The organism is Dyella sp. GSA-30, from assembly GCF_027924605.1.
GTDB lineage: Bacteria > Pseudomonadota > Gammaproteobacteria > Xanthomonadales > Rhodanobacteraceae > GSA-30.
In genome coordinates this window covers 5,183,072-5,207,959 of the sequence record NZ_AP027042.1, presented here as the reverse complement: position 1 = coordinate 5,207,959, position 24,888 = coordinate 5,183,072, and the positions used below count along the sequence as shown (strand labels likewise).

The window sequence follows — 24,888 nt, the reverse complement described above, 5'->3', positions numbered from 1 at the left end:
GTCCCCGTGGGTGCCTCACACGAGGCCTAAAAGCCCGAGGAGCTTACTAACGCAGGGCGTAAGGCTCAATAAAGATGATCAAAACGGGTCAGCGAGAGGTCAGGGGTAGGGCCATTGGCGAGCGGGCAGGAGTAAGAAAAAAGTAAAGCGCCCTAACTGCTCTCACTCGTTTCTCACCCCTGGCTGCTCGCTCCCGGGGCTTATTTGAGCAGCGAACGCAGCATCCAGGCCGTCTTCTCATGCTCCATCAAGCGGCCGGTCACCAGGTCGGCGGTGCCTTCGTCACCGGCTTGGTCGGCAGCCTTGATCGTCTGGCGTGCCGTATGGGCGGCGATTTCATGGCCTTCGACCAACTGGCCGACCATCTCCTTCCACTCCGGCACGCCCGGCTCTTCCTTGATCGAGGTGAGCTTGCCGAACTGGCTGTAGGAGCCCGGTGCGAACACGTCCAGGGTGCGGATGCGCTCGGCGACTTCGTCGGCGGCCAGCCATAGTTCGTTGTACTGGGTCTCGAACATCGTGTGCAGGCTGTTGAACTGCGGGCCGGTGATGTTCCAGTGGAAGCTGTGGGTCTTCAGGTAAAGCGAGTACGTATCGGCAAGCAGCTGCGACAGCTGCTGGGCGACCTGTTCGCGGTCCTTTTTGGCGATACCGATGGAAATGGCCATGATTTGCTCCTTCAGAGGGTTCTGTTTTAGAGCTTAGCGGCCGCAGTTGTTAGGAAGAAATGAAAGTTGCCGATCTCGCCGATAGGCTCCGGCTATCATATGCGGCTCGATGAATACCCCATCCGCCAACGCATCCCTCCACCACGATCGCCTGCGCAACCTGCGCAAGGCACTCAACGGCGTTAGCAGCCGCGATTTCGGCCGCCTGCTCGGTCGCTGGCGTGGTCAGCAACGCCAGCCCGATGAAAGAAAGCTCGAGGCGCTCGCCGCCGACATCGAAACCTCCGCGGCCAAACGCCGCGCCCGTGTCGCGGCCAAGCCACCGATTCGCCTGGACGAATCGTTGCCGATCACCGCGCGCGCCGATGAAATCGTCAAGCTGATCCGCGAGCATCAGGTCGTGGTGATCGCCGGCGAGACCGGTTCGGGCAAGACCACCCAGCTGCCTAAGCTGTGCCTGGCGGCAGGGCGCGGCGAGGCCGGCATGATCGGCTGTACCCAGCCGCGCCGGCTGGCGGCCCGCTCGGTGGCGCGCCGTGTCGCCGAGGAACTGGCCACTCCCTTGGGCGACAAGGTCGGCTTCCAGGTGCGTTTCAACGATCAGGTCTCCGAGCAGAGCCTGATCAAGTTCATGACCGACGGCATCTTGCTGGCCGAGACCCAGGGCGATCCCTGGCTGTCGGCCTATGACACGATCATCATCGACGAGGCGCACGAACGCAGCCTCAATATCGATTTCCTGCTCGGCTATCTGAAGCGGCTGATCGTCAAGCGACCGGAGCTGAAGATCATCGTGACGTCCGCCACGATCGATACCGGGCGCTTTGCCGAACATTTCGGCGGCGCGCCGGTGGTGTCGGTGGAAGGCCGTGCCTATCCGGTCGAGGTTCGCTGGCGCAGCATCGACGAGATCAACGCACGCCGGGGCCAGAAGGCCGGCGACATGCAACAGGGCGGTGCGGAACATCTCGCTGCCGTGCTCGACGAGATCAGCCACGACGATCCGCGTGGCGATGTGCTGGTGTTTCTTCCGGGTGAACGCGAAATTCGCGACGCGCATCTGCTGCTGTCGCGCCGCCAGTATCGCGAAACGGAAATCATGCCGTTGTACGCGCGCCTATCGGCCGCCGACCAGGACCGTGTGTTCAAGCCGGGCAACAAGCGACGCGTGGTCTTGACCACCAATGTGGCCGAGACCTCGTTGACCGTGCCGCGCATCCGCTACGTGATCGACAGCGGCCAGGCGCGTGTCAAGCGCTACAGCCAGCGCAGCCAGCTGGAGCGCCTGCATGTCGAGCCGATTTCCCAGGCGGCAGCGGACCAGCGCAAGGGCCGTTGCGGTCGCGTCGGTCCGGGCATCTGTTTTCGTCTATACGACGAGGCCGACTACAACAGCCGCGCCGCCTATACCGATCCGGAACTGTTGCGCTCGTCCCTGGCCAACGTCATTTTGCGCATGCTGTCGCTGCAGTTGGGCGAGGTCGATGAGTTTCCGTTCCTGGAGGCACCCGATCCCCGCGTGATCGCCGACGGTTATCGCCGCCTGGCCGAAATTTCCGCGATCGACGACAAGCGCCATCTGACCGCGATCGGCCGCACCCTGGCGCGCCTGCCAATCGATGTCCAGCTGGCGCGCATGCTGGTCGAAGCGCAGCAGCGCGCCAGCCTGCGCGAGCTGCTGACGATCGTGTCTTTCCTGAGCATCCAGGATCCGCGCGAGCGGCCGGCAGATGCACGCCAGCAAGCCGATGCGGCACATGCGCTGTTTGCCGATCCGAAATCGGATTTCGTCGGCGTGCTGAATCTGTGGCGCGAATACACCAAGGCCCATGAAGACCTGACGCAGTCGAAGCTGCGTGACTGGTGTTCTCGCCATTTCCTCAGTTTCATGCGCATGCGCGAGTGGCGCGAGTTGCATCGGCAGCTGTTGTTGGTCACTCAGGAGCTGGGTTGGAGTCTGGCCGCGAAAACGCCCTCGCAGGAACGGGTGCAGCAGGCTCCATCGCCATCACGCGAGCAAACCGGGCGTCGTCGCAAGCCTGCGGATAAACCGCAACCGGCGGCTCCGGCAGAAAAAGCGGTTGCGCGTGACGAAGGCGAAGCCTTGTACGAATCGGTCCACCGCAGCCTGCTCGCCGGTCTGCCGACCCAGGTGGGGCACAAGGACGAAAAAGGCGTTTACCGCAGCACACGCGAACGTCGCTTCCAGGTATTCCCCGGATCGGCGCTTTCCAAGGTGCCGCCCGCCTGGGTCTTTGCCGCACAGATTCTCGATGTCGGCGGTCGCGTATGGGGCATGATGTGCGCCCGCGTCGAACCGCTATGGATCGAACAGCAGGCCGAGCATCTGTTGCGCAGCAGTTGCCGCGAAGCACACTGGTCGCGCAAGCGCGGCACCGTGGTTGCCTACGAGCAGGTCAGCTTGTTTGGTTTGATCCTGGTCGAGCGTCGCCCGGTGACTTTCCAGAAGCAGGATCCTGCACTGGCGCATCAGATTTTCCTGCGCGAGGCGCTGGCACGCTGCGATATCGATACGCGCACCGATTTCATTCGCGCCAATCAGCGGGTGCTGGAGGACGCACAAGGCATCGAGGCGAAGCAGCGCCGCGAGGGCCTGATCCGTCACGAGGACGACCTGACCGCGTTCTTCGAGGGCAAGTTGCCCGAAGAGGTGGCCAGCAGCCGCGCGCTCGACGCTTGGTATCGGCAAGCACGCCCGGCTGAGCAGGCGGCGTTGCGCTGGTCGCTGGACGATGTGTTGGTCGGCGGTACAGGACTCGACCCCAAGGCGTTCCCGGCAAGTCTGGATATCCCGCCACAGCGCTATCGCCTGGAATACCGCTTCATGCCCGGCGATGAAGCCGATGGCGTGACGCTGCATCTGCCGTTGGCGATGTTGAACGCACTACCGACGGCGCGCTGCCAGTGGCTGGTGCCCGGCTTGCTGGGTGAGAAAGTCGCCGAGCTGATTCGCGGCCTGCCCAAGGCGTTGCGGCGCAATTTCGTGCCTGCGCCGGACTTCGCGCGTGCCTTCATCGAAGCCGAAAGCCCGCGTGACGAGTCGCTGACCAGGGCGTTGGCCGCTTTCCTCAAGCACGCCACCGGCGTCGATATCGACGCCAATGAGTTTGCCGGCATCGAGCTGCCGCGGCATTTCCTGATGCGTTATCGCCTGTTCGATGGCGACGACAAGAACGGTCGCGGCCAGACCCTGGCAACCAGCCGCGATCTCGCCGAACTTCGTGCGCAATGGGAAGGGCGTGCACGCGAAGCGTTCTCGCGCAAGACGGATATCGAGCTAACGCGCGAGGAAGTCACCGGTTGGGATTTCGACGAGATCCCTGCACAGGTGCGTTCCGATGGCGGCCTGATGGCCTTCCCGGCACTGGTCGATCTCGGCGAGACGGTGGCCTTGCGTGTGTTCGAGCGTGCCGACGAAGCCCGAGAGGCTCACCGTGGCGGCGTCGTGCGCTTGCTGCGCAACGCGATCGCCAGCGATATCAAGCAGGCCCGTCGCCGCTTGCCGGTAGGCAATGCCATGGCCCTGAAGTATGCGCCGCTGGGCGGGGTGGACGGTTTGCGCGAAGACCTGGTCGAAGGCGGCTTTACCGATCTGCTGGAGCGCCACAACCTGGATGTGCGAACCGCGGCCGCGTTCGAGACCTTGCACACGCAGATGGCGCGCGAGGTATTCGCCGCAGCGGTCGAGCGCCTGAAACTGGCCGAACCGATCGTCGATGCGCAAGCGGATCTGAAGCCCTGGCTCGAGCCGCCGCTAATGGGTTTTGCGCGCGCCAGCTACGACGATCTGCGCGAGCAGTTCGACGCCCTGCTGACTCCCGGATTCCTGCGCGACCTGTCGACCTCCCGGCTGGCGCATTTCCCGCGTTATCTAAAGGCTATGCGTCTGCGCGCCGAACGCTTGCGGCAGGATCCGACCAAGGACCAGCAACGCATGCTGCAGGTGCTGCCGTACTGGCGCCAGTATCTGCAGCTGCGTGCCGAAGGTGCCGGCCCGCTCGATGAGCTGCGCTGGCTGATCGAGGAATGGCGCGTGTCGCTGTTCGCGCAGGAGCTGAAAACCGCCGAGCCGGTCTCCGCCAAGCGGCTGGCCAGGGCGGTCGAAGCGCTCGGTTAAGCGTTTCGGCCGCCTTAGCCGCTAAAATAGCGGCATGGCCCAAGCTGCTGACCTTTCCGCTTCCGACCGCTTCGCCGCCTGGCGTGCGCGGGAGCTTCCGCGCGTGCTGGCCGATGCGTTCGAAGCGTGCGAGCACAAGGCCGTTGCGATGGCCGAATGCGTCGATGTGCTCGATCTGCTGGGTATGTTGGGCTGCGACGCGCAGACGCAGGCTGCCGCGTTGTGGTTCGAGCTGAGCGAAGTAGACCCGGACGCCTGGGCGGTGCACAAGGCGAAGCTCCCGGTGGAAATGCAGAAGCTGGTCGCCGGTCAGGCCGCCGCCGGACAGGTCTGGGCGTTGCATGCGCAGCGTGCGCCTGGCAGCGGCAGCGAGGGCCTGCGTCGTCTGCTGCTGGCGATCATTCGCGACGTACGCGTGGTGTTCATCCTGCTGGCACGCCAGCTCGCCAAGCTGCGTGCGGCCAGCGCCCTGCCCGAAGATCAACGCCGCCTGCTGGCGCAGTTGACGACGGACATCCATTCGCCGCTCGCCAACCGGCTCGGTATCTGGCAGTTGAAGTGGGAGCTGGAGGATCTTTCCTTCCGCTATCTGCAGCCGGACACCTATCGGCGCATCGCCAAGCTGCTGGACGAGCGCCGCGCGGATCGCGAGAGTTTTATCGCCGAGTCGCTGTCGGTGCTTCGCCTGGCGCTGGAATCGGCCGGCGTGCGTGCCGATCTTGCCGGGCGGCCCAAGCACATCTACTCGATCTGGAAAAAGATGCAGCGCAAGTCGCTGGATTTTTCCGATCTCTATGACATCCGCGCGGTGCGCGTGCTGGTCGACAGCGTGGCCGACTGCTATGCCGCGCTCGGCGTCGTGCATACGTTGTGGCCGCATCTGCCGGGCGAATTCGACGACTACATCGCGCGGCCCAAGGGCAACGACTACCGTTCGCTGCACACCGCGGTGATCGGGCCGCACGGCAAGACGCTGGAAGTACAGATCCGCACGTTCGAAATGCATCGCATCAACGAGCTCGGCGTGGCGGCACACTGGCGCTACAAGGAGGGTGGCAGCGGCGACAGCGAGTTCGAAGCGAAGATCGCCTGGATGCGTCGCCTTCTCGAACCACGTGGCGAGAGCGAAAGCGATAGCGAACTGGCCGCCGGCCTGCAGACCGAACTGCTCGAAGACCGTGTCTATGTGCTGACGCCGCGTGGCGAAGTGGTGGACTTGCCGCGCGGTGCGACCGTGCTGGATTTCGCCTATCACGTGCACACGGAAGTCGGTCACCGTTGCCGTGGCGCCAAGGTCAATGGCCGCATCGTGCCGCTGACGTTCCAGCCACAAAGCGGCGATCGCATCGAGATTCTTACCGCCAAGCTGGCCGAGCCGAGTCGCGACTGGCTATCGGTGCATCACGGCTATCTGCACACCTCGCGCGCGCGTGAAAAGGTGCGCGTATGGTTCCGCCGTGTGGCACAGGAGGCCAACCTGGCGGTCGGTCGCAGCATGCTCGAGCGCGAACTGCGCCGCATGGCGGTGTCTTCGTCCGATCTGTCGAAGTTGCCGGCGCATTTTCATCTGAAGAACCATGACGAGCTGCTGATCGCCTTGGCGCTGGGCGAGATCAACCCGGGCCAGATCACGCGGTTCCTGCAGGAGGCCGCCGCGCCGCCGGCCGAAGAGGTGACGCAGTCCTCGTTGCCGGTCACCTCGCGGCACGCCACCATCGAGCACAGTGCGCTCAGCATCGAGGGCGTCGGCAATCTGCTCACCACGCTGGCGCGGTGCTGCCAGCCGCTGCCGGGCGATCCGGTCAAGGGCTTTATCACCCGCGGTCGCGGCGTCTCGGTGCACCGCGCCGATTGCATCAGCCTGGCGCGCCTGGCAAGGCGCGATCCGGATCGGGTGATCGACGTCGAGTGGGGCAGGGTGGCCGCACAGGCCTACGAGGTCGACATCGAGCTGCATGGCTATGATCGCAAGGGTTTGCAGAAAGACGTCACCGCCCTGATCAGCAACTTCGGCACCCACATCATTGCCTCCTCGAGCCGGGTCTTTACCCGGACCGGCGAGGTCGAGATGCGCTTTACCTTGCGCGTACGCGATTTCGAGCAGCTGTCGATCCTGCTCGGCCGTCTGACCGCACTGCCCAACGTGGTAGACGCGCGCCGCGTGGGCGGCAAGTAGCCCGACAAAGGTGTCGGCCGCGGCCCGGCGGGCCTTTCTGGCGGTTGAACCACGCGCCGGTCCGAGCCGGTGGCGTTCATGGCGCGATGTTAAGCTTTCGCCCGTTGCCTTGAGGCTATCTATCTATGAGCGGACGCAAAGATCAGCATGACCAGGGTGGTCGCACCGAGCCACGCCTGGGCAATCTGGACGGTTGGGACAAGCCGCAAGTGCAGGCGCCGCGCGACGAGCTGCCGCATTTCGGCGTCGACCCCGATCGCCGCCGCCATGGCGCGCCGCCGCCGCGTGCGCCCAAGTCGAGCAAGCGTGGCTGGCTGTTGCCGGTCCTGCTGCTGGTGGTCATCGGCGTGGTGGCCTTTGCCTGGGTCGAGCAGGACCGCTTGCGCGGGCTGGTGCCCAGCACCGAACTCAACGACGTACTTGGCCGCGCCGATCAGGCGCTGCATGACGGCCATCTGGACGGCAATGATGGCAAGAGTGCGCGCGAGCTGTACGAGGCCGCACGCGCGCTCGAGCCGGACAATGATCGCGCTCGCGATGGTTTGCGTCAGGTCGGTCAGGCTGAGATCGCCCGTGCTGATGCGGCTGTACGCGACGGCAAGCTCGATGAGGCCGCGCTGGCCTTGAACGCTGCGCGCGAACTGCTTGGCGGTGGCGCCGATGTCGAGCGGCTGGATCAGCAGATCAGCAAGGCGCGTAGCGCCAATGTGCAGCCGGATGGCTTGATCGAACGTGCGCAGCAGGCGCTGGCCGACGGCCGTCTGGATGGCGACGACGGCGCCGGCAATCTGTATCGGCAGGTGCTGGCGATCGATCCGAATAACGCGATCGCCCTGCACGGCATGGACAAGGTTGCCGATGGCCTGGCCGCCCAGGCACGCAAGGCACTCGATGCGGGTGACCGTAACGCCGCGGCAGCGATCGTCGACAAGCTGGCCGTGCTCTTGCCAAACTACGGTGAGCTGCCGTCGTTGCGCGCTGCATTGGTGCAGGCGCAGAAACAGGACAGCGGCGAGCTGGCCGATGACCTCAAGCAAGGTCAGGATGCGTTGCGCGCCGGTCGTATCGACGGCGACGGCGAAGACACTGCGCTGGCGTATTTCAAGTCGGCACTGGCGATCGACGCGGACAATGCCGAGGCCAAGGCCGGCCTGGGACAGGTCGCGCAGGCCTTGATCGTGCAGGCCAATGCGGCGATCGATGCGAACGACAGCGCACACGCCACACAACTGTTGGATCGCGCCGCATCGTTTGCGCCCAAGTCGGCCGACCTTGCTGCCGCACGTGCTCGTCTTGGCGATCTGAACAAACGCGCCACCGCCAATACCAATCTCACCGCCACGGCCGCCGGCGAAGACGGCGATGTGGGGCAGGCGTCGCCGGCGCAACTGACACCGCAGCAGAGCGCGCAGATCGCACGCATGCTGCAGAACGCGGATATCGCCGCCAAGCGCGGCCAGATCATGTTGCCGCCGGGCGACAGTGCCTACGATCTGTATCGCGGCGCACTGGCCATTGATGGCAACAACGAAGCCGCGCGACGTGGGCTGCAGGAGCTGCCGAACCTGGTGTCGCGCCAGTTCAACCAGGCCATGTCCAACGGCAATCTGGTGCAGGCCGAAGGTTTCCTCGGCGACCTTTCCGACCTGGCGCCGGGCGATGCCGGCCAGGATCAGTTGCGCCAGCGTCTGGCCGGTGCCTGGATGGATCAGGCCGAGCAACAACTGGGGCGCGGCGATCGTCCTGGTGCTACGCAATCGCTCAATCACGCCGGCAAGCTGGCGACGGGCAACGCAAGGCTGCAGCAATTGCAGGCACGTTTGTCGGCAGGGCGGTGAGGTCGGCATGACGGTGGTGGTGTTTGGCGGTAGCGGCCAGATCGGCCGCTTTTTGCTACCGAGCCTGTTGGCTCGTGGCGAACAAGTAGTTGCGTTCAGTCGTAACGAGCAGCCACCGATCGAAGGCGTACGCTGGCTGCATGGGCACGTGGCCGTTGCGTCGCTGCCGGAAGGACCGATCAGCGCCATCATCAGCATGGGCCCGTTGGTCGGTTTCGACGAATGGCTGGGCAGGGTCGATCTGCGTTCGCGACCGCGTGTGATTGCCACCAGCTCGATGAGCGCGCAGACCAAGCTCGATTCGGAACTGCGCAGCGAGCGCGAGCTGGCGCAAAGCCTGCGTGACAGCGAAGCGCGGCTAGCGCGTGTCTGCGAACGTAACGGTTGTGCCTGGACGGTGTTGCGGCCGACCATGATCTATGGCGTCGGCATGGACAAGAGTCTGACGCCGATCGCACGACGCGCGATGCGCACCCGAGTGTTTCCCCTGCTCGCTGGGAAGGGATTGCGTCAGCCGGTACACGCCGAAGATATCTCGCTGGCCATCATCGCCGCACTCGATCATCGCGAAGCCTCTGGCTATGTGCTGCCGATCGGCGGTGGCGAACGCCTGAGCGTGCACGACATGTTCGCGCGCATTCGCAGCAGCCTTCCCGGCTGGACCTTGCCCTTGCCGGTCCCGATGCGGGTGTTACGCGTGTTGCGCTATATGGTGCATAGCGTTCGCGGTGCCCTGTCGCGTTTCCAGGTGGATCTGGTGGCCGACAACAGTGAGTTGGAGCGTCGCCTCGGCGTGCGGCCACGGCCGTTCCGGCCCGATCCGACCTGCTGGGGATATGACAAGAAAAGCTAGCCCAGGGTCTTGATAGCAGCGTTTCGCCCTCTCATGCCCGCAAATAGTCACGAATCCCGGCCCGGCGTTCAGACGCCCGCCGGCCAGCAGGCCCTATGATCCCTGACACTTTGCAGCTAGGGATCTCCCCGCGTTGGCCTTTCTGAACCGACTTTCCTCGTTCGCTCGCGCCTGCTGGCCCTGGATACGCATTCCATTCTGGGTCTGCATGGGGCTTTTGTTCGGCTTCGTCCTGCCGTACACGGTCATCCTCAACAAGCGCGTCCAGGATCGCTTCAATGACCTGGTTTTCGCGGTGCCGACGCGTGTCTACGCACGCCCCTTGCCATTGGCGGCCAATACGCCGATGACCCCGGCCGCGCTGGAACTGGAGCTGACCTTCGCCGGCTATACCCGTGATGAGCGCGGTGACGTCGCCGGCAGCTGGACCAAGGATGGCTCCGCCTACGTGATCGATTCGCGTGGCTATGCCGGCCCTGACGGCGGTGAGTTGCCGCGACGCGTTCGCGTCGTCTTCGGCAAGGGCCAGATCCTGTCGGTCAAGGATCTGGCCAGCGGCAAGCCGGTCGATACGGTGCATCTCGATCCCGCGCGTATTGCCACGTTGTACGGCGCGTCGCAGGAAGAGCGCCGCATCGTGCGCCTCGCCGATGTGCCGCCGCTGCTGCTCAGTGGCTTGCAGGCGGTCGAGGATCGCGACTTCAAGCATCATTTCGGTATCGACCTGTCGGCGATCCTGCGTGCGAGTTTTGCCAATCTGCGCGCCGGACACACGGTGCAGGGCGGCTCGACGTTGACCCAGCAGCTGGTGCGCAATCTGTTCCTCGATCGCGATCAGAATTTCACGCGCAAGTTCAACGAAGCGCTGATGTCGATCCTGATCGAAGCGCATTACGACAAGAGCCGCATTCTCGAGGCCTACGTCAACCAGGTCTTCCTTGGCCAGCAAGGCGGGCAGGCGGTGCATGGTTTTGCTGCTGCGTCGGAATTCTATTTCGGCCGCCGCATGGAAGACCTGCGTCCGCAGGAAGTGGCCTTGCTGGTGGGCATGGTCAAGGGACCGAGCTACTACGATCCGCGTCGCTACCCCGATCATGCGTTGTCGCGCCGCAACCTGGTGCTGCAACAGTTCGTCGACACGGGCTTGTTGACGGCCGAGCAGGGCAAGGCAGCGCAAGCGACGCCGCTTGGGTTGGCCAGCGCGGGGCAGCTTCCGCACAACCGGTTCCCAGCCTTCATGCAATTGGTACGTGCGCAGATCACCAGCGATTTCGACGACGACACGTTGAGCGCCGGCAATCTGAGCATCTTCACCACGCTTGATCCGGCCGCGCAGCTCTACGCCGAACAGGCCATTACCACCACCGCCAAGGCATTGGGCAAGCGCGGCGACGCGGCGCAGGCGGCCGGTGTGGTGACCGATGCACAAACCGGCAATGTGCTGGCGATCGTCGGCTCGAAGGAGCCGGGCGATCAGGGCTTCAATCGCGCCATCGATGCGCGTCGCCCGATCGGTTCGCTGATGAAGCCGTTCGTGTATCTGGTGGCACTGACCGATCCGTCGCGCTGGAATCTTTCAACGCTGATCGATGATTCGCCGGTGGCGATGCGTCAGCCGGACGGCACGATGTGGACGCCACAGAACGACGAACACGATGTCCATGGCCTGGTGCCGATGGTCGACGGTCTCATTCATTCGTGGAACCTGGCGACCATCCATCTGGGCATGGATGTCGGCGTGCCGCGCATCAAGGCTTTCCTGGAGTCGTTCGGCCTGCAGGATGTGAACCCCAGTCCGTCGTTGCTGCTGGGTGCGCAGGATCTGTCGCCGCTGCAAGTCGCGCAGCTCTACCAGTACATCGCCACCGATGGCCATGCGCTGCCGTTGCTCGCGGTGCGTGGCGTGGTCGACGGCGACGGTCGCACCATCAAGCGTTATGAAGTGAAGGGCGGCAAGGGCGAATACCAGGACGCCGTGCGACTGACGACCTGGGCGATGCAGCAGGTGGTGCGCTCGGGCACGGCGGCGGCGATCGGCAATTCCAGCCTCGGTGTGCTCAACGCAGCAGGCAAGACCGGTACCAGCAACGATCAGCGCGATAGCTGGTTCGCCGGCTTCACCGGTGATCATCTGGCGGTGTTCTGGATGGGCCGCGACGACAACAAGCCGAGCGGCCTGTACGGCGCCACCGGCAGCCTGCGCGTGTGGCAGGAACTGTTCCGTAAATTGCCGACGCGGCCGTTGCCGGCCGCGGTGGGTGAAAACCTGGAGCTGGCCTGGATCAATCCGCAGGAAGGCAAGCGGACCGACCCTTCCTGCCAGGGTGCACGACAATTTGCGGTGGTTGCCGGTACGCTGGCCGCCAACACGGAAGGCTGCTTCTGGCAACATGTCGAAAATCTGTTCGGCGGCGGTCAGGATCAGCCCGCCTCGGCCTCCACTGCACCCGCACGAGATTGACCTCATGTCTTTACTGAAACATGTCCCGCTGGCTCTCGCCGCACTGCTGCTTGCAGCCTGCGCAACGCCCGAGCCACCCGCGCCGCCGGCCCCGCAGGTGCGTGCCGATAGTTTGATCATTGCGTCGATCAAGGCCGCCGGCGACAAGGAAAAGTCGATCATCGACGTCAATCCCTTGCGCGAACCCGGCGTGACCTCGCTGCAGGACGGTGCCAGCGCCGATGTGCTTGCCGGTCGCTATGCCGACGCGGCGACCAAGCTCGATCAGGCGATTAAACTCAGCCCCGACTCGCCGGATTTGTTGCAGGATCGTGCCGAAGTAGCGATCCGGCTGCATGATTATGCCGGCGCCGAAAAACTGGCCCATCACTCGTGGGAGCTGGGTCCGCGCCTGGGGCCGCTATGCGCACGCAACTGGCAGACCATCGTCGAGCTGCGCGATCGTGCGGGCGACCAGGCCGCTGCCGCCAGCGCGCGCAAATGGGTCCAGAAGTGCCATGTCGAGGGCGTGCCGCGTTATTGATGGCGTAGTGCACGCTTGGAGGTATTTATAGGAGCGACTTCAGTCGCGACCGGCTCGTGACTTAGTAGCAAGCCACGCCAAACAACCTCTCCGTCATTCCAGCCTACGCCGGGATGACGATGAAAACTGAGGTTCTTCAAGGTTCCTTGAAGTTGCTGCATTAGCGGCCACCCCCAAATCGGCGATACTAGCCCGATGACCGACCCGGATATCTCCGCACTACTCGGTGCGGACGGCCCCTTCGCCCGCGACTTGCCGAACTTCCTGCCGCGCGAAGCGCAGCAGGTGATGGCGCGGGCGGTGCAGCACGCCATCGCCGAGCGCGACATCCTGATCGCCGAGGCGGGCACCGGGACTGGCAAGACCTATGCGTATCTCGTGCCAGCCTTGCTGTCGGGAGATCGCGTGATCGTATCGACCGGCACCAAGGCGTTGCAGGACCAGCTGTATTTTCGCGATCTGCCGCGCGTGCATTCGGTGCTGGGGACTCATCTGAAAACTGCCTTGCTCAAGGGGCGTTCCAACTATCTGTGCCTGTATCGGCTGGATCAGACGGTGCGCGAAGGTGCCACCTTCGATCGCACGCAGGCATCGCAGCTCGCATCGATACGTGCCTGGTCCGCACGCACGCGGCGCGGTGATCGGATGGAGTTGGCCGAAGTTCCCGAGGAATCGTCGCTATGGCCGCGCGTAACGTCCACACCGGAAAACTGCCTGGGCGTGGAGTGTCCGTTCTACGATGACTGTCACGTGATCAAGGCACGCAGGGATGCACAGGAAGCGGACATCGTGGTGGTCAATCATCATCTGCTGTTCGCCGATCTTGCCTTGAAGCAGGAAGGCTTCGGCGAAATCCTGCCTGGCGCGCAGGCTTTTATTCTGGATGAAGCACACCAGATTCCCGAGCTGGCCGGACAGTTCTTTTCGCAGAGCATCAGTGCGCGCCAGTTGACCGAGCTGGCGCAGGACAGCTTGAACGAATGCAACGGCATCACCGGCGCGATCGGTGCCGTGCTCGAGCCAGTCGAAGCGGTGCAGGATGCGGTGCGCAGATTACGCCTGACCCTGGACCCATTGCCACAGCGTGGTCCGTTCCATCTGCTCGAAAGCTACGCCAATGTGCGTGAGGCGATGCGCGACGTGCGCGAGTTGATCGCCGCGCTGGCCGACGTGCTGGCGTCCCAGGCCGAACGCTCGCGCGGCTTTGCCAACGTCTACGAGCGTGCCTCTACGCTAAGCGAGCGTTTCGACCGTATCGCCGAAGGCGATGGCGAACAGGACGTGCGCTGGTACGAGCAGTTCCCGCGCGGCTTTGCGCTGCATGCCACGCCGCTGGATCTTGCCGCACCGCTGCGCGGTTTGCGTGAGCGTACCCAGGCGGCATGGATCCATACTTCGGCCACGCTTTCGGTCGCTGGTGACTTTGGACATTTCGCGCGCCAGCTCGGCCTGGACGATCCACAGACGTTGAGTCTGGAAAGTCCGTTCGATTATCGCGAGCAGGCGCTGTGCTATCTCCCGCCGGGCTTGCCCGACCCGGCCGCGCGCGATTACACCGAACGCGTCATCGATGCGGTCATGCCGGTGCTGGAAGCATCGAACGGCCGCGCGTTCCTGCTGTTCACCTCGCATCGTGCCCTGCGGCGCGCGGCAGATTTGTTGCGCGAACGCGTACCGTGGCCGTTGTTCGTCCAGGGCGATGCACCGCGCCACCGCCTGCTGGAAGAGTTTCGCGCCAGCGGTCATGGCGTGTTGCTCGGTGCGGCGAGTTTTTGGGAAGGCGTCGACGTGCAGGGTGAGGCGCTCTCGGTCGTCGTCATCGACAAGCTGCCGTTTGCGGCACCTGACGATCCTGTATTGCAGGCGCGTCTGGAAGCACTCGAGCAATCGGGTATCAATCCCTTTATGGGCTGGCAGGTGCCCAGCGCGGTCATCGCGCTCAAGCAGGGTGCCGGGCGTCTGATTCGCGATGTGCGCGATCGCGGCGTGCTGGTGCTGTGCGATCCGCGCCTTACCGGCAAAGGCTACGGCAAGCTTTTTCTGGCCAGCCTGCCGCCCATGCCGCGTACGCGCGAGATTGCCGACGTGCAGGCGTTTTTTGCCCGCACTCCCGCGCCCCTGCTCGACGGGGACGCAGCGCCATAACTTTGCCCCTTGTCGCGCCGCGCGCTGCCAGGGCAGGCCCGGCTGGCGACGGATGGGCGTGATGTGATGCGATCGTTTCCAACAAGGAATGGGGTCGCATCGTGAAAAGCTGGTTTCATACCGTTACTGCCAAGGTCCTGGGAGTCGGGTTGTTGGCATTGTTGATGCTGATTCCGCTTGGCCAGGTGCAGACTCTGGTGACCGAGCGACAAGCACTGCGTGAAACGGCAGTCACCCAGATTGCCCAGGGATGGGGTGGCCGCCAGGTGCTTGGCGGTTTGTTGCTGGCGGTACCAGGGCAACGCACGGCGTTGCTGGCGGACAACCAAACGACGCGCATGATCGCCACCACGGACGCGGTGCTGCCCGACACATTGAAAACCGATGTGACGATGCAAGTACAGACGCGCAGCTATGGCATCTATGCCGCGCCGGTCTACCTGTCGTCCGTGCATATCAGTGGACGCTTCTTGCCGGAGGATCTGCTCAAGGCGCGCCAGGCCAGTGCGTCGCAGTGGCAGCCTGGCAAGGCGGAAGTACGGCTGCTCCTGAGCGATCTGCGTGGATTGCGTGACGCCAGCGATCTGCGCATCAACGGCAAGCCCGCACGCTTTGCTTCATCGGCCGAGCGCATGAGCGAACTGTCCAGCGTGGTCGTGCCGATCGATCTCGATGCGCTGGGCGATCAGCCGATCGAATTCGAGTTGCAGCTTCAATTGGCAGGTACCGAGTCGTTGCAGGTGCTTCCGTTGGGGCGCAATAGCGACCTGACGATACATGCCCCGTGGGGCGACCCGAGTTTTATCGGCGCCGCCTTGCCGGTGGAGCGTGAGGTGTCGGCAAAGAACTTCAGCGCGCATTGGCACGCTTCCGATCTCAATCGCAGTTACGGTCAGCATTGGGAATACAGCGACGTCGGCGTGGGGCAGGCCATGAGTGCCTCGGCGTTCGGTGTGCAGCTGTATCAACCGGTGGATATCTATCAACGCAATGAGCGCGCGGTGAAATATGGTCTGCTGTTTATCGGCATGACCTTCGTGGTGTTCTTTCTGTTCGAAGTGCTGAAGCGACTACGCGTGCACCCGGTGCAATACTTGTTGATCGGTGCGGCGCTGGCGACCTTCTATGTGGTGCTGCTGGCGCTGTCCGAGCAGATTGGATTTGCGCTGGCTTACGCCTTGGCCGCTGTAGCCGTGGTTGTCATTGTTGGCGGCTATGCTGCCGCGGTGCTACGTGCGCGGCGTGCCGGCCTGTTGCTCGGCGGCGCGTTGGCGCTGGTTTATACCTTGCTCTATGGGCTGATTGCCGCCGAGCAATACGCCCTGTTGGTCGGTGCCTTCGCCCTGCTGGCTGCGGTCGCTTTGATGATGTATTTGACCCGTCGCATCGACTGGTATGCCTACGCGCCGATTTCCGCCGCACGCCCCGATCCGGCTACCATGGAAACGCTATGAACCTGCTTGCCATCGAAACCGCCACCGAAGCCTGTTCCGTCGCCCTAGTGCACGGGGATCAAATCATCGCGCGCAGCGAGCTGGCACCGCGCCGACACGCCGAGCTGGTGTTGCCGATGGCCGACGCCCTGCTGGCCGAAGCCGGCCTGGGGCGTCATGCGCTCGACGCGATAGCGGTCGGTCGTGGTCCGGGTGCGTTTACCGGCGTACGCCTGGGCGTATCGCTGGCGCAGGGCATGGCGCTGGCGCTGGACTGCCCGGTGATTACAGTGTCCTCGCTGGCGGCCCTGGCGCTGGAGGCCGAGCATGACGATGCCGCTATTCTCGCGGTGATCGACGCCCGCATGGGCGAGATCTATGCGGCCTGCTATCGCAATGATGGGCAAGGTGGCCTGGTATCGCTCGATACGGAGCGTGTCGGCACCGCCGATACGCTCAGCCTGCCTGAAGCGGCACAGTGGCAGGTCGTGGGAAGCGGTTGGGCAACGTATGAGGCCGTATTGCGCGAGCGCTTACCTTCGGCGCCCGTGTGGGCCGATGGTGCGCGTTATCCGCAGGCGCGTCACGTGGCGGAGCTTGCCGTACGCGAGTTTCAGGCCGGCCATGCGCATGCGCCTGAGCTCGCTTTGCCGGTCTATCTGCGCGACAAGGTAGCGCTGACCCTGGTCGAACAGGGCCGCGCTTAAAACCCTTTACAGCTGGCCGATGGCCAGCTGTACCAGCAGGCTGCTGATCGATACGGCAGCCCACACACCCAGGCCGAGCAGGATCGGACGCAGTCCGGTCGATGCCATCTTGCGCAGGTTCGCCGACAAGCCGATTGCGGTCAGCGCGACGATGATCAGGAACTCGGCCAGTACGTGAATCGCCGGCAGGATCGTCGCGGGCACCAGGCCAGCCGTGCGGATCGCCGAGGCGACCAGGAACCACAGGATGAACCAGGGAAAGATGCGGCGAAGGCTGAAGTCGGTGCTGCCCTTTTTCTTTTCGCGCCAGGCCACCGCAAAAGCCAGCGCCAGGCATACCGGGATGATCAACGTGGCGCGCGTCAGCTTGACGATCGTGGCGTAGTCACCCGCTTCCTTGCTGAAGCTGTAACCGGCGGCGACGACCGACGAGGTATCGTTGATCGCGGTACCTGCCCACAGGCCAAAGCCCAGGTCGGACAGGTGCAGCAGGTGGCCGAGCAGGGGAAACAGCAGCACGGCGACCAGGTTGAACAGGAAAATCGTCGAGATCGCGAAGGCGGTGTCGTGCTCGTCCGGCTTGATGATCGGCGTCACCGCAGCAATCGCCGAGCCGCCACAAATGGCCGTGCCCACACCGATAAGAATCTTCAGCTTGTCGTGCACCTTAAGCGCGCGACCCAGACCCCAGGCGGCGAGAAAGGCCACGGTCATCGTCACCAGGGTCACCGACAGCGATTCCAGCCCGGTCTTGGCCACCTGGTTAAGGCTCAGGCCGAAGCCGAGCGCAATGATCGACCACTGCAGGATCTGCTTGCCGGCGAACTGGATGCCTGGCGTGAATTGCGCTCCGGGCGCGACCAGATTGCGGATGAGGATACCCAGCACGATTCCGAACACCGGGCCGCCGACCAACGGCATCAGGCGGCCTAGTCCCAGGGCGATGAGGGCGACAACGATGGCGAGAACGAGTCCCGGCATACGCTGGCCGAGATTGGGAAGGGGAAGGGACGCTGCGGGGGCTGACATCGGAGATTCCTTGGAGACGCTGCCATTGTCCTGCGCGCCACTTATCAAGAAAACTTGGAATTACTGATAGATATCATAAGATAAGCTTATGCTTCATATCAGCCCGCGCCAGCTCGAAGTCTTTGTACAGACCGCCTTGCACGGCAGCCTGCGCGCCGCCGCCGATGCGCTGCATCTCACCCAACCCGCAGCGAGCATGGCGCTGGCCGAGCTGGAGCGTCTGCTCGGATCTCCCGTGTTTGCCCGTGAGCGAGGGCGTTTGCATCTCAATGCGCGTGGACGGGAACTGCTGCCCTTGGCGCAGGAACTGCTGGAGCGTCATGCTGAATTCGGTCGGCGTAGTGGTCATGAAGCCACGTTGGGCGGCGAATTACGTATTGGCGCGAGCAATACGGTGGGCAATTACCGCGTCGGCGAGTTGTTGGGCGATTTTGTGCGCAAGCATCCGCAGGTTGCAGTGCGCCTGCGAGTAGCCAACACCGATGCGATCGCGCATGCATTGCTGGAGCACGCGCTGGATATCGGCTGTGTCGAGGGTCCGGTGGCACACCCATCATTGGAACTGCGCCCATGGCGCGACGACGATCTTGTCGTCTGTGCGCCACCTGACCATCCACTTGCCCGCAAACGCCGCTTGCTACCCGCCGACTTTGCCGGTGCGCGCTGGGTATTGCGCGAACCCGGCTCGGCAACCCGTGTCACCAGCGAACGCGCACTGGCGCAGTTGCCGCCGGGCGAAACGGTGTTGGAGCTCGATCAGACCGAAGCGATCAAGCAAAGCGTCGTTGCGGGTTTGGGCATCGCGTGCCTGCCGCAGGTTGCAGTGGTCGATGCGGTAGCGGCTGGCCGGTTGAAAGTGTTGAAGACGCCGTTCCTGGACCTGCACCGGAAACTGTCGTTGTTGTTGCATAAGGGGAAGTATCGCGGGGCGCTGCTGGAGGCGTTTCTGGCGTCGGTTGATCGGTGAGGTTTTAGAGCGGTGCAGGAAAGTATTTCGCGAGCACCTGGCCCCCTCACCCCAGCCCTCTCCCCCGGCAAAGCCAGGGGAGAGGGAGCACACAGAGGCAAGCTGTCAACGCTACGCGCTTTTACCCCCTCTCCCCTGGCTTTGCCGGGGGAGAGGGTTGGGTGAGGGGGGGCTCTAGAACCCCAATTCACTCAACCCCACATGCTCATCCGGCCGCCGCCCCTGCGCCCAATGAAACTTCCGCTCCTCAGCCTTGATCGGCTGATCATTGATGCTCGCATGGCGAAACTTCATCAGCCCATCCGCATCGAACTCCCAGTTCTCGTTGCCGTAGCTGCGATACCACTGCCCTGAATCGTCATGCCACTCATAGGCAAATCGCACTGCAATCCGGTTGCCGGCAAAGGCCCACAGCTCCTTGATCAACCGATAGTCCAGTTCCTTATTCCATTTGCGCTCGAGAAACGCACGCACCGCCTCGCGCCCATCGACGAATTCAGCGCGGTTGCGCCAATGCGTATCGGTCGTATAGACCAAGGACACCCGCTCGGGATCTCGGCTGTTCCAGGCGTCTTCGGCAAGTCGCACTTTCTGTTTGGCGGTTTCTTCGGTGAATGGCGGCACAGGTGGCTTGGTGGTCATGGCGGGAATCCATAAAGGTAGGTAGACAGATTTGTCTACATGGCAAGGCTAGCTAATGTAGACAGATCTGTCTACTATCCAGGACATGGCAACCCAGACCCCAGTTTCCGCCGCCCGCGAGCGCATCCTCACGACCGCCCACGACCTGTTCTACAGCGAAGGTGTACGCGCGACCGGTATCGATCGGGTGATTGCCGAATCGGACGTGACGAAAGTGACTTTCTATCGTCACTTTCCCAGCAAGAACGATCTGGTTCGCGCGTTTCTCGACTATCGTCACGAGCGCTGGATGAATTGGTTTGTCGACGCCTTGGCCAGATACGGAGCGGGCGAGGGCAAGATGGCAGCCGCGGTCATCGCCGCCATGCAGGAATGGTTCGAGTCCAAGACGTTTCGCGGCTGCGCTTTCATCAACAGCGTGGTGGAGCTGGGCGGCAGCCTGCCCGATGTGCTGGAGGTCTCACGAGGGCACAAGCAGTCGATGGTCGATGCGATAGCCCGGTATCTGCCGACTGCCTCACGCCGCGCGGGTGACGCCGTCGCGATCGCCGTGGCGATCGACGGCGCGATCATTCGTGCTCAGTACGACGAAACACCCAAAGCGGCGCTCAAGGCGCTGAAGAAGCTATTGGCTGCATTTACGCCGGTCACAGCACCGGCGCGTTGACGCTGATCGATTCGCTGCACACCGCTTGCGAGGCAAGCATGATCTTGCCGAGCATCTCGGCCACTTCTTCATGCGAACGCGCGCGTATCAGCTTCGGTGCATGCTTGCGCAGCATATGGAAATCCAGCGATGCGATGCGATCGCGTACCAGCAGCAACTGGCCCGGATGCATGCTGAATTCGCACAAGCCCAACGCCAGCAGCATCGCCGTGAAGTTCACATCGCCGCCGATTTCGCCACACAGGCTGACTGGCTTCCTGGCACGCCGGCCGGCGGTGAGCACGTGCGAGATCAGGCGCAGCAAGGCAGGTTGCAGCGGGTTATAGATATTTTCCAGCGCGTCGTTGCCACGGTCGGCAGCGAGCACGTACTGCGCCAGGTCGTTGGTGCCGATCGCAAGAAAGTCGGCATGTTCGAGCAGCTCGCGCACGTTGATGGCCGCAGCGGGCACTTCGATCATGGCGCCGAGCGAGAGCTTCTCCGGCAGGTCGACGTTCTCGCGCTTCAGTTCCTGACGGGCGAGCTTGAACAGTGTGCGTACGGCGATCAACTCATCCGGTTGGGTCACCATGGGCACCAGCACGCGGACCGGGCCATAGCACGCCGCACGCAGGATCGCGCGAATCTGCGTGGTGAACACAGCGGGATAGCGTAGCGACAGGCGCACACCGCGCACGCCGAGCGCGGGATTTTCTTCGCCACGGATCGCCAGTCCGGCCGCATCGGCTTTGTCGGCACCCAGATCGAGTGTGCGAATGGTGACCGGCAGGCCGCCCATGCCGAGCACGAGATCGCGATAGGCGATGAACTGTTCGTCTTCGGAGGGCAGGCCCTTGTGACGCAAGAACAGGAATTCGGTGCGATAAAGCCCCACGCCATCGGCGCCGCGTGCACGCGCGGAGGCGATGTCGGGCGCCATTTCAGCGTTGGCGTACAGCCGGATATCCACGCCGTCGCGGGTGCGCGTGGGCGCGTTCGCCAGTGTGGCAAGACGACGACCTTCTTGCGCGGCTTCGCGCTGCCACGCACGGTAGCGTGAGAGATCCTGCGCGGTCGGATGCACGACCGCTTCGCCCCGCTCGCTGTCGAGCAGGATCAGGTCGTCATCGTGAATGGTCGAAAGCGCGTCGCGCACGCCGACGAGCATGGGCAGGTCGAGGCTGCGCGCGAGAATCGCGCTATGCGAATACGGGCTGCCCGAGCTGGCGACGACACCCAGCAGGCCGTTTCCGGCCAGGTGCGCCATGTCGGCCGGCGCGATCGAGTCGGCAATCAGGATTTCGCCCACGCGCGCGGCGATCTTGCGCTCTTCCACGCTGGTCTGGCGCTGCAGCGCCGAGATCACGCGGTTGATGACCTGGTCGATGTCTTCCTTGCGGCTGCGCAGGTAAGGATCGTCCATCGCCTCGAAGATGGCGGCGAGGCGATCGCGTTGTTTCTTCAGTGCCGCGCCGGGACGGTAATGGCCGATGCGCACGAGGTCGTCGAGCCCGCGCAGCAACTCGGGGTCGTCCAGCAGCAAGGTATGTGCGTCGATAAACTCGCTGACTTCGCGTGCCAGTGCGCCGTGCAGTTTGCCGCGCAGTTCGCGCAGCTCCAGACGCGCCGTGTCGAGCGCTCGGTGCAGCTTTTCGATTTCGCTGTCGACTTCATCTTCGCCCAGCGGGCGGGTGTCGACCAGATAACGGCTCGGCTGTACCAGTCGCGCACGACCCAATGCCATGCCTCGTGATGCGGTCGTGCCAGGCAACAGATGCCTCATGGGGCTCCTTCGGAGCGGGGGTCGAGGAACAGGGGACGTGGAACTGTGAGACTACGCGAGCGTGCATTGGTTCGCATGCAAACTACGGCGTAAAGAGTTGGAACGAAGCGTAAGAATTCAAGCCCCGGCGAGCGTGGCCGTTCCGTTCCCCACCCTTCACTTCCCGTTCCCCGCTTCATCCCTTACGCCCCTTCGTCGAACTTTCGATCGAACAATGCGACCACCGCCTCCAATGCATTCTGTTCGTCCGGGCCGTCGGCGCGGATCGTCAGTGGTGTACCGAGGCCGGCGGCGAGCATCATCACGCCCATGATGCTTTGTGCGTTGACTTCACGGCCTCTGCTGACCAGCCACACGGTGGATTTGAAACCCTGCACCAGTTGTACCAGTTTGGCCGAGGCGCGTGCGTGCAGGCCGAGCTTGTTCGATATAACGATGTCTTTCTCAAGCATGATCGATGAAAATCCCTCCGCGGCCACCACTCGCGGCAATTTCCGCCAGCTCGTCCAGTGGTTTTTCCGCGTAATTGAGTACGCGCAGCAGCATCGGCAGATTAAGGCCGGAGACGCAACGCAAGCGAACGCCCAGCGGGCTGAGCGACAGACCGATGTTGCACGGCGTGGCGCCATACAGGTCGGCCAGAACCAGCACCCCTTCGCCTTGATCCAGTTCGCGCGCATGCCGCTCGGTGAGCGTGCGCATGACATCCGGATCGGCCTGGCCTGGAACTTCCACGGCCTGGATGTTCAACGGCAACTTGGGCAGCACGTGGTGTGCCGCCGAGATCAACGCCTGGCCTACGGCCTCGTGCGTCATCAACATCACTCCGACGCTCATGGCCGCAGTGTCCCCTGGTGGTTTTCAATGGCGTGCATGATGGTTACTACTACTCAAGCTCGCGGTGGAAGATCAGCACGTTTTCTCGTTGCGTGCGGTAATGCGCGGCCAGTTTCTCGGCCAGATACACCGACCTGTGGCGTCCCCCGGTGCATCCGATGGAGATAGTCACATAACTGCGGTCGTCCTGCTCGAATCTCGGCAGCCAATTGTCCAGCCAGCGGCTGGTATCGGCGAAATACTCACCTACCAGCGGTTGCTGGTCCAGAAATTCGCGTACTGGTGCATCCTTGCCTGAATAGGGGCGCAGACGCGCGTCCCAGTGCGGGTTGGGCAGGCAGCGCGCGTCGAAAACAAAGTCGGCGTCCGGCGGCAGGCCACGGCGATAGGCGAACGATTCGAACATCAGGGTCAGGCCCTTGGTCGCCTCGGCGTAGCCGGTGGCGATCAGGCGGCGCAGCTGATGCACGTTGAGTTCGCTCGAATCGATGACCTTTTCGGCCAGCGAAGACAGCGGACGCAGAATTCGGCGTTCTTCGGCGATCGCATCGGCCAGCGACAGCCCGCGCGCCGAAAGCGGGTGCTTGCGGCGCGTTTCCGAATAGCGCTTGATCAGGATCTCGTCGCGGCAATCGATAAAGATCAGATGCACCTGCACGCCGGCCGATGCCAGCTCGGACATCACCTCCGGCACCTGGCGGAAATCGTCGCCACGGTTGCGGATATCGATGCCGACAGCGATATGTCGGCGCTGCCCACTCTTGTCGTTCTTGATGACCGTGCGCACCAGTTCGTGCAGCAAGGCGGTGGGCAGGTTGTCGACGCAATAGAACCCCAGGTCCTCCAGCGCGCGCAGGGCGACGGTCTTGCCACCGCCGGACATGCCGGTCAGGACGATCAGGTGGGTTTCGTCAGGTTCGATACTAGGAACCAGTTGCGGGGAATCGCTCATGAAGGTTCTCTGTTACCAGGGCGGCAACCGGCGCATCTGGTGCGCCTGGCGGTCGATGAAGGTCTGTGCCGGATCGATGCCCTTGCTCTTCAATACATGGCTGCGCACAGCCGCTTCCACAAGGACCGCCAGGTTGCGACCCGGTGCCACAGGGATGGTGATCAGCGGGACCTGCACTTCCAGGATCTCGCGGCGGCCGACGTCGCCGGTCAGGCGGGTCATGCCATCGGTGTCCTCGCCGTCTCGCAGTGGCTTGAGATGCACGACCAGGCGCAGATACTTCGAGGGCTTCACCGCGGTGTGACCGAACATCTCACGTACGTTGAGAACGCCCAGGCCGCGGACCTCGAGCAGATCCTGCAGCAGTTCCGGGCAGGTGCCGTCGATGACATCCGGCGCGATCAGCGTGAATTCGGTGGCATCGTCGGCCACCAGCCGATGGCCGCGGCTGATCAGTTCCAGCGCCAGTTCGCTCTTGCCCGAGCCGGACTCGCCGGTAATCAGCACGCCGATCGAAAAGACCTCGAGAAAAACCCCGTGCAAGGTGATGCGCGGGGCCAGCATGCGCGCCAAGTAGTACTGCATCCAGGTCAGCAGCTCGTGGCCGCGCTTGGAGCTGATCCACAAGGGCGTATTGGTCTCTTCGGCCACTTCACGCAGATCGGACGGGATCGCCTGATCCTTGGTCACGATAATCGCTACCGGCTGGTAAGCGGCGATCTTGTTGATCACTTCCCAGCGCTGGCGCGAATCCAGCCCATCGAGGAAGTTGAGCTCTTCCGTGCCGATGATCTGGATCTTGTTGGGGTAAATGACGTTCAGGTAACCGATCAGCGACGGGCGTCGGCTGATCGTGACGCCATGTTCGAGCACGCGCGCTTCCCCACGCATGCCCGACACCCAGCGCAAGGCCATGCGTTCGTGTACGCCATCGTAGAGTTGTCGAGCGGTGAGGCGGTCCAAGCGGAGTCCCTTTGGCCGCGCGAGCGGCACCTGGCGATATTGTGCCAGTTTGGATCCATTTGTGCCCTGCAGCACAAGGACGCGCCCCGAAAGATACCGGGGCGCAAGGCATGGGCTGGGAGAGGAC

The 24,888-nt window shown here is 63.5% G+C and carries 19 protein-coding genes; 11 read left to right on the top strand and 8 right to left on the bottom strand.

Annotated features, from left to right (window positions below; all coding sequences use genetic code 11):
• Nucleotides 1–200 precede the first annotated feature (200 nt).
• Nucleotides 201–668 (bottom strand): Dps family protein, encoded by a 468-nt coding sequence (locus QMG46_RS22505; protein WP_281850136.1) that lies wholly within the window; start codon nt 666–668, stop codon nt 201–203.
• 109 nt (nt 669–777) lie between these two features.
• Here QMG46_RS22505 and hrpA point away from each other — a divergent pair, with 109 nt between their 5' ends.
• The 9 genes from hrpA (at nt 778) to tsaB (ending at nt 16,942) form a co-directional block, all read left to right on the top strand.
• The gene (gene hrpA, locus QMG46_RS22500) at nt 778–4,806 is read left to right on the top strand and encodes an ATP-dependent RNA helicase HrpA (protein WP_281850135.1); all 4,029 of its coding nucleotides are present in this window, start codon (nt 778–780) and stop codon (nt 4,804–4,806) included.
• A gap of 34 nt (nt 4,807–4,840) precedes the next feature.
• On the top strand, nt 4,841–6,982 hold the full coding sequence (locus QMG46_RS22495) for a bifunctional (p)ppGpp synthetase/guanosine-3',5'-bis(diphosphate) 3'-pyrophosphohydrolase (protein ID WP_281850134.1): 2,142 nt from the start codon (nt 4,841–4,843) through the stop codon (nt 6,980–6,982).
• Nucleotides 6,983–7,107: 125 nt separating this feature from the next.
• On the top strand, nt 7,108–8,820 hold the full coding sequence (locus QMG46_RS22490; protein WP_281850133.1) for a tetratricopeptide repeat protein: 1,713 nt from the start codon (nt 7,108–7,110) through the stop codon (nt 8,818–8,820).
• Between the two features lie 7 nt (nt 8,821–8,827).
• On the top strand, nt 8,828–9,673 hold the full coding sequence (locus QMG46_RS22485) for an NAD-dependent epimerase/dehydratase family protein (protein ID WP_281850132.1): 846 nt from the start codon (nt 8,828–8,830) through the stop codon (nt 9,671–9,673).
• A 133-nt stretch (nt 9,674–9,806) separates the two neighbouring features.
• On the top strand, nt 9,807–12,134 hold the full coding sequence (mrcB, locus tag QMG46_RS22480) for a penicillin-binding protein 1B (RefSeq protein WP_281850131.1): 2,328 nt from the start codon (nt 9,807–9,809) through the stop codon (nt 12,132–12,134).
• 4 nt (nt 12,135–12,138) lie between these two features.
• Entirely contained in the window at nt 12,139–12,657 is a 519-nt protein-coding gene (locus QMG46_RS22475; protein ID WP_281850130.1) for a tetratricopeptide repeat protein, read from the top strand.
• Between the two features lie 195 nt (nt 12,658–12,852).
• The gene (locus QMG46_RS22470) at nt 12,853–14,802 is read left to right on the top strand and encodes a DNA repair helicase YoaA (protein WP_281850129.1); all 1,950 of its coding nucleotides are present in this window, start codon (nt 12,853–12,855) and stop codon (nt 14,800–14,802) included.
• Between the two features lie 101 nt (nt 14,803–14,903).
• The gene (creD, locus tag QMG46_RS22465) at nt 14,904–16,256 is read left to right on the top strand and encodes a cell envelope integrity protein CreD (RefSeq protein WP_281850128.1); all 1,353 of its coding nucleotides are present in this window, start codon (nt 14,904–14,906) and stop codon (nt 16,254–16,256) included.
• Nucleotides 16,253–16,942, top strand: a complete 690-nt coding sequence (gene tsaB, locus QMG46_RS22460) for a tRNA (adenosine(37)-N6)-threonylcarbamoyltransferase complex dimerization subunit type 1 TsaB (RefSeq protein ID WP_281850127.1) — start codon at nt 16,253–16,255, stop codon at nt 16,940–16,942. The genes creD and tsaB overlap by 4 nt, the downstream gene beginning before the upstream one ends.
• Before the next feature lie 6 nt (nt 16,943–16,948).
• On the opposite strand, the gene QMG46_RS22455 is transcribed toward tsaB, so the two are convergent.
• Nucleotides 16,949–17,971 carry a YeiH family protein gene (locus QMG46_RS22455; protein WP_281850126.1) on the bottom strand — a complete coding sequence of 341 codons (1,023 nt, stop codon included), beginning with the start codon at nt 17,969–17,971 and terminating at the stop codon, nt 16,949–16,951.
• 88 nt (nt 17,972–18,059) lie between these two features.
• Between QMG46_RS22455 and QMG46_RS22450 the strand changes: the two genes are divergently transcribed.
• Nucleotides 18,060–18,938, top strand: a complete 879-nt coding sequence (locus tag QMG46_RS22450; RefSeq protein ID WP_281850125.1) for a LysR family transcriptional regulator — start codon at nt 18,060–18,062, stop codon at nt 18,936–18,938.
• 174 nt (nt 18,939–19,112) lie between these two features.
• On the opposite strand, the gene QMG46_RS22445 is transcribed toward QMG46_RS22450, so the two are convergent.
• A complete protein-coding gene (locus tag QMG46_RS22445) occupies nt 19,113–19,580 on the bottom strand; it encodes a nuclear transport factor 2 family protein (RefSeq protein WP_281850124.1) in 468 nt (155 codons plus the stop codon).
• 85 nt (nt 19,581–19,665) lie between these two features.
• On the opposite strand from QMG46_RS22445, the gene QMG46_RS22440 reads away from it, so the two are divergent.
• A complete protein-coding gene (locus tag QMG46_RS22440; protein ID WP_281850123.1) occupies nt 19,666–20,247 on the top strand; it encodes a TetR/AcrR family transcriptional regulator in 582 nt (193 codons plus the stop codon).
• On the opposite strand, the gene ptsP is transcribed toward QMG46_RS22440, so the two are convergent.
• From ptsP to hprK, 5 genes are all read right to left on the bottom strand, one after another.
• Nucleotides 20,228–22,009 (bottom strand): phosphoenolpyruvate--protein phosphotransferase, encoded by a 1,782-nt coding sequence (gene ptsP / locus QMG46_RS22435; protein ID WP_281850122.1) that lies wholly within the window; start codon nt 22,007–22,009, stop codon nt 20,228–20,230. The genes QMG46_RS22440 and ptsP overlap by 20 nt on opposite strands.
• Nucleotides 22,010–22,191: 182 nt before the next feature.
• Nucleotides 22,192–22,461, bottom strand: coding sequence for an HPr family phosphocarrier protein (locus tag QMG46_RS22430; RefSeq protein ID WP_281850121.1), 270 nt, complete (start codon nt 22,459–22,461; stop codon nt 22,192–22,194).
• The gene (locus tag QMG46_RS22425) at nt 22,454–22,846 is read right to left on the bottom strand and encodes a PTS sugar transporter subunit IIA (RefSeq protein WP_281850120.1); all 393 of its coding nucleotides are present in this window, start codon (nt 22,844–22,846) and stop codon (nt 22,454–22,456) included. Before QMG46_RS22425 ends, QMG46_RS22430 begins: the two co-directional genes overlap by 8 nt.
• Before the next feature lie 49 nt (nt 22,847–22,895).
• Nucleotides 22,896–23,798: an RNase adapter RapZ gene (gene rapZ / locus QMG46_RS22420; protein ID WP_281850119.1), complete on the bottom strand. Its 903-nt coding sequence runs from the start codon at nt 23,796–23,798 to the stop codon at nt 22,896–22,898.
• 12 nt (nt 23,799–23,810) lie between these two features.
• Complete coding sequence (gene hprK, locus QMG46_RS22415) at nt 23,811–24,713, bottom strand: HPr(Ser) kinase/phosphatase (RefSeq protein ID WP_281852952.1); 903 nt, start codon at nt 24,711–24,713, stop codon at nt 23,811–23,813.
• Nucleotides 24,714–24,888: the final 175 nt, after the last annotated feature.

Bases quoted from the DNA above. Each gene is read 5' to 3' on its own strand.
- QMG46_RS22450 (WP_281850125.1), top strand. From the start codon at position 18,060: ATGCTTCATATCAGCCCGCGCCAGCTCGAAGTCTTTGTACAGACCGCC.
- QMG46_RS22470 (WP_281850129.1), top strand. From the start codon at position 12,853: ATGACCGACCCGGATATCTCCGCACTACTCGGTGCGGACGGCCCCTTC.
- ptsP (WP_281850122.1), bottom strand. From the start codon at position 22,009: ATGAGGCATCTGTTGCCTGGCACGACCGCATCACGAGGCATGGCATTG.
- QMG46_RS22485 (WP_281850132.1), top strand. From the start codon at position 8,828: ATGACGGTGGTGGTGTTTGGCGGTAGCGGCCAGATCGGCCGCTTTTTG.
- QMG46_RS22490 (WP_281850133.1), top strand. From the start codon at position 7,108: ATGAGCGGACGCAAAGATCAGCATGACCAGGGTGGTCGCACCGAGCCA.
- tsaB (WP_281850127.1), top strand. From the start codon at position 16,253: ATGAACCTGCTTGCCATCGAAACCGCCACCGAAGCCTGTTCCGTCGCC.
- QMG46_RS22475 (WP_281850130.1), top strand. From the start codon at position 12,139: ATGTCTTTACTGAAACATGTCCCGCTGGCTCTCGCCGCACTGCTGCTT.
- hprK (WP_281852952.1), bottom strand. From the start codon at position 24,713: ATGGCCTTGCGCTGGGTGTCGGGCATGCGTGGGGAAGCGCGCGTGCTC.
- rapZ (WP_281850119.1), bottom strand. From the start codon at position 23,798: ATGAGCGATTCCCCGCAACTGGTTCCTAGTATCGAACCTGACGAAACC.
- hrpA (WP_281850135.1), top strand. From the start codon at position 778: ATGAATACCCCATCCGCCAACGCATCCCTCCACCACGATCGCCTGCGC.
- QMG46_RS22440 (WP_281850123.1), top strand. From the start codon at position 19,666: ATGGCAACCCAGACCCCAGTTTCCGCCGCCCGCGAGCGCATCCTCACG.
- QMG46_RS22445 (WP_281850124.1), bottom strand. From the start codon at position 19,580: ATGACCACCAAGCCACCTGTGCCGCCATTCACCGAAGAAACCGCCAAA.
- QMG46_RS22430 (WP_281850121.1), bottom strand. From the start codon at position 22,461: ATGCTTGAGAAAGACATCGTTATATCGAACAAGCTCGGCCTGCACGCA.
- QMG46_RS22455 (WP_281850126.1), bottom strand. From the start codon at position 17,971: ATGTCAGCCCCCGCAGCGTCCCTTCCCCTTCCCAATCTCGGCCAGCGT.
- QMG46_RS22505 (WP_281850136.1), bottom strand. From the start codon at position 668: ATGGCCATTTCCATCGGTATCGCCAAAAAGGACCGCGAACAGGTCGCC.
- QMG46_RS22425 (WP_281850120.1), bottom strand. From the start codon at position 22,846: ATGAGCGTCGGAGTGATGTTGATGACGCACGAGGCCGTAGGCCAGGCG.
- QMG46_RS22495 (WP_281850134.1), top strand. From the start codon at position 4,841: ATGGCCCAAGCTGCTGACCTTTCCGCTTCCGACCGCTTCGCCGCCTGG.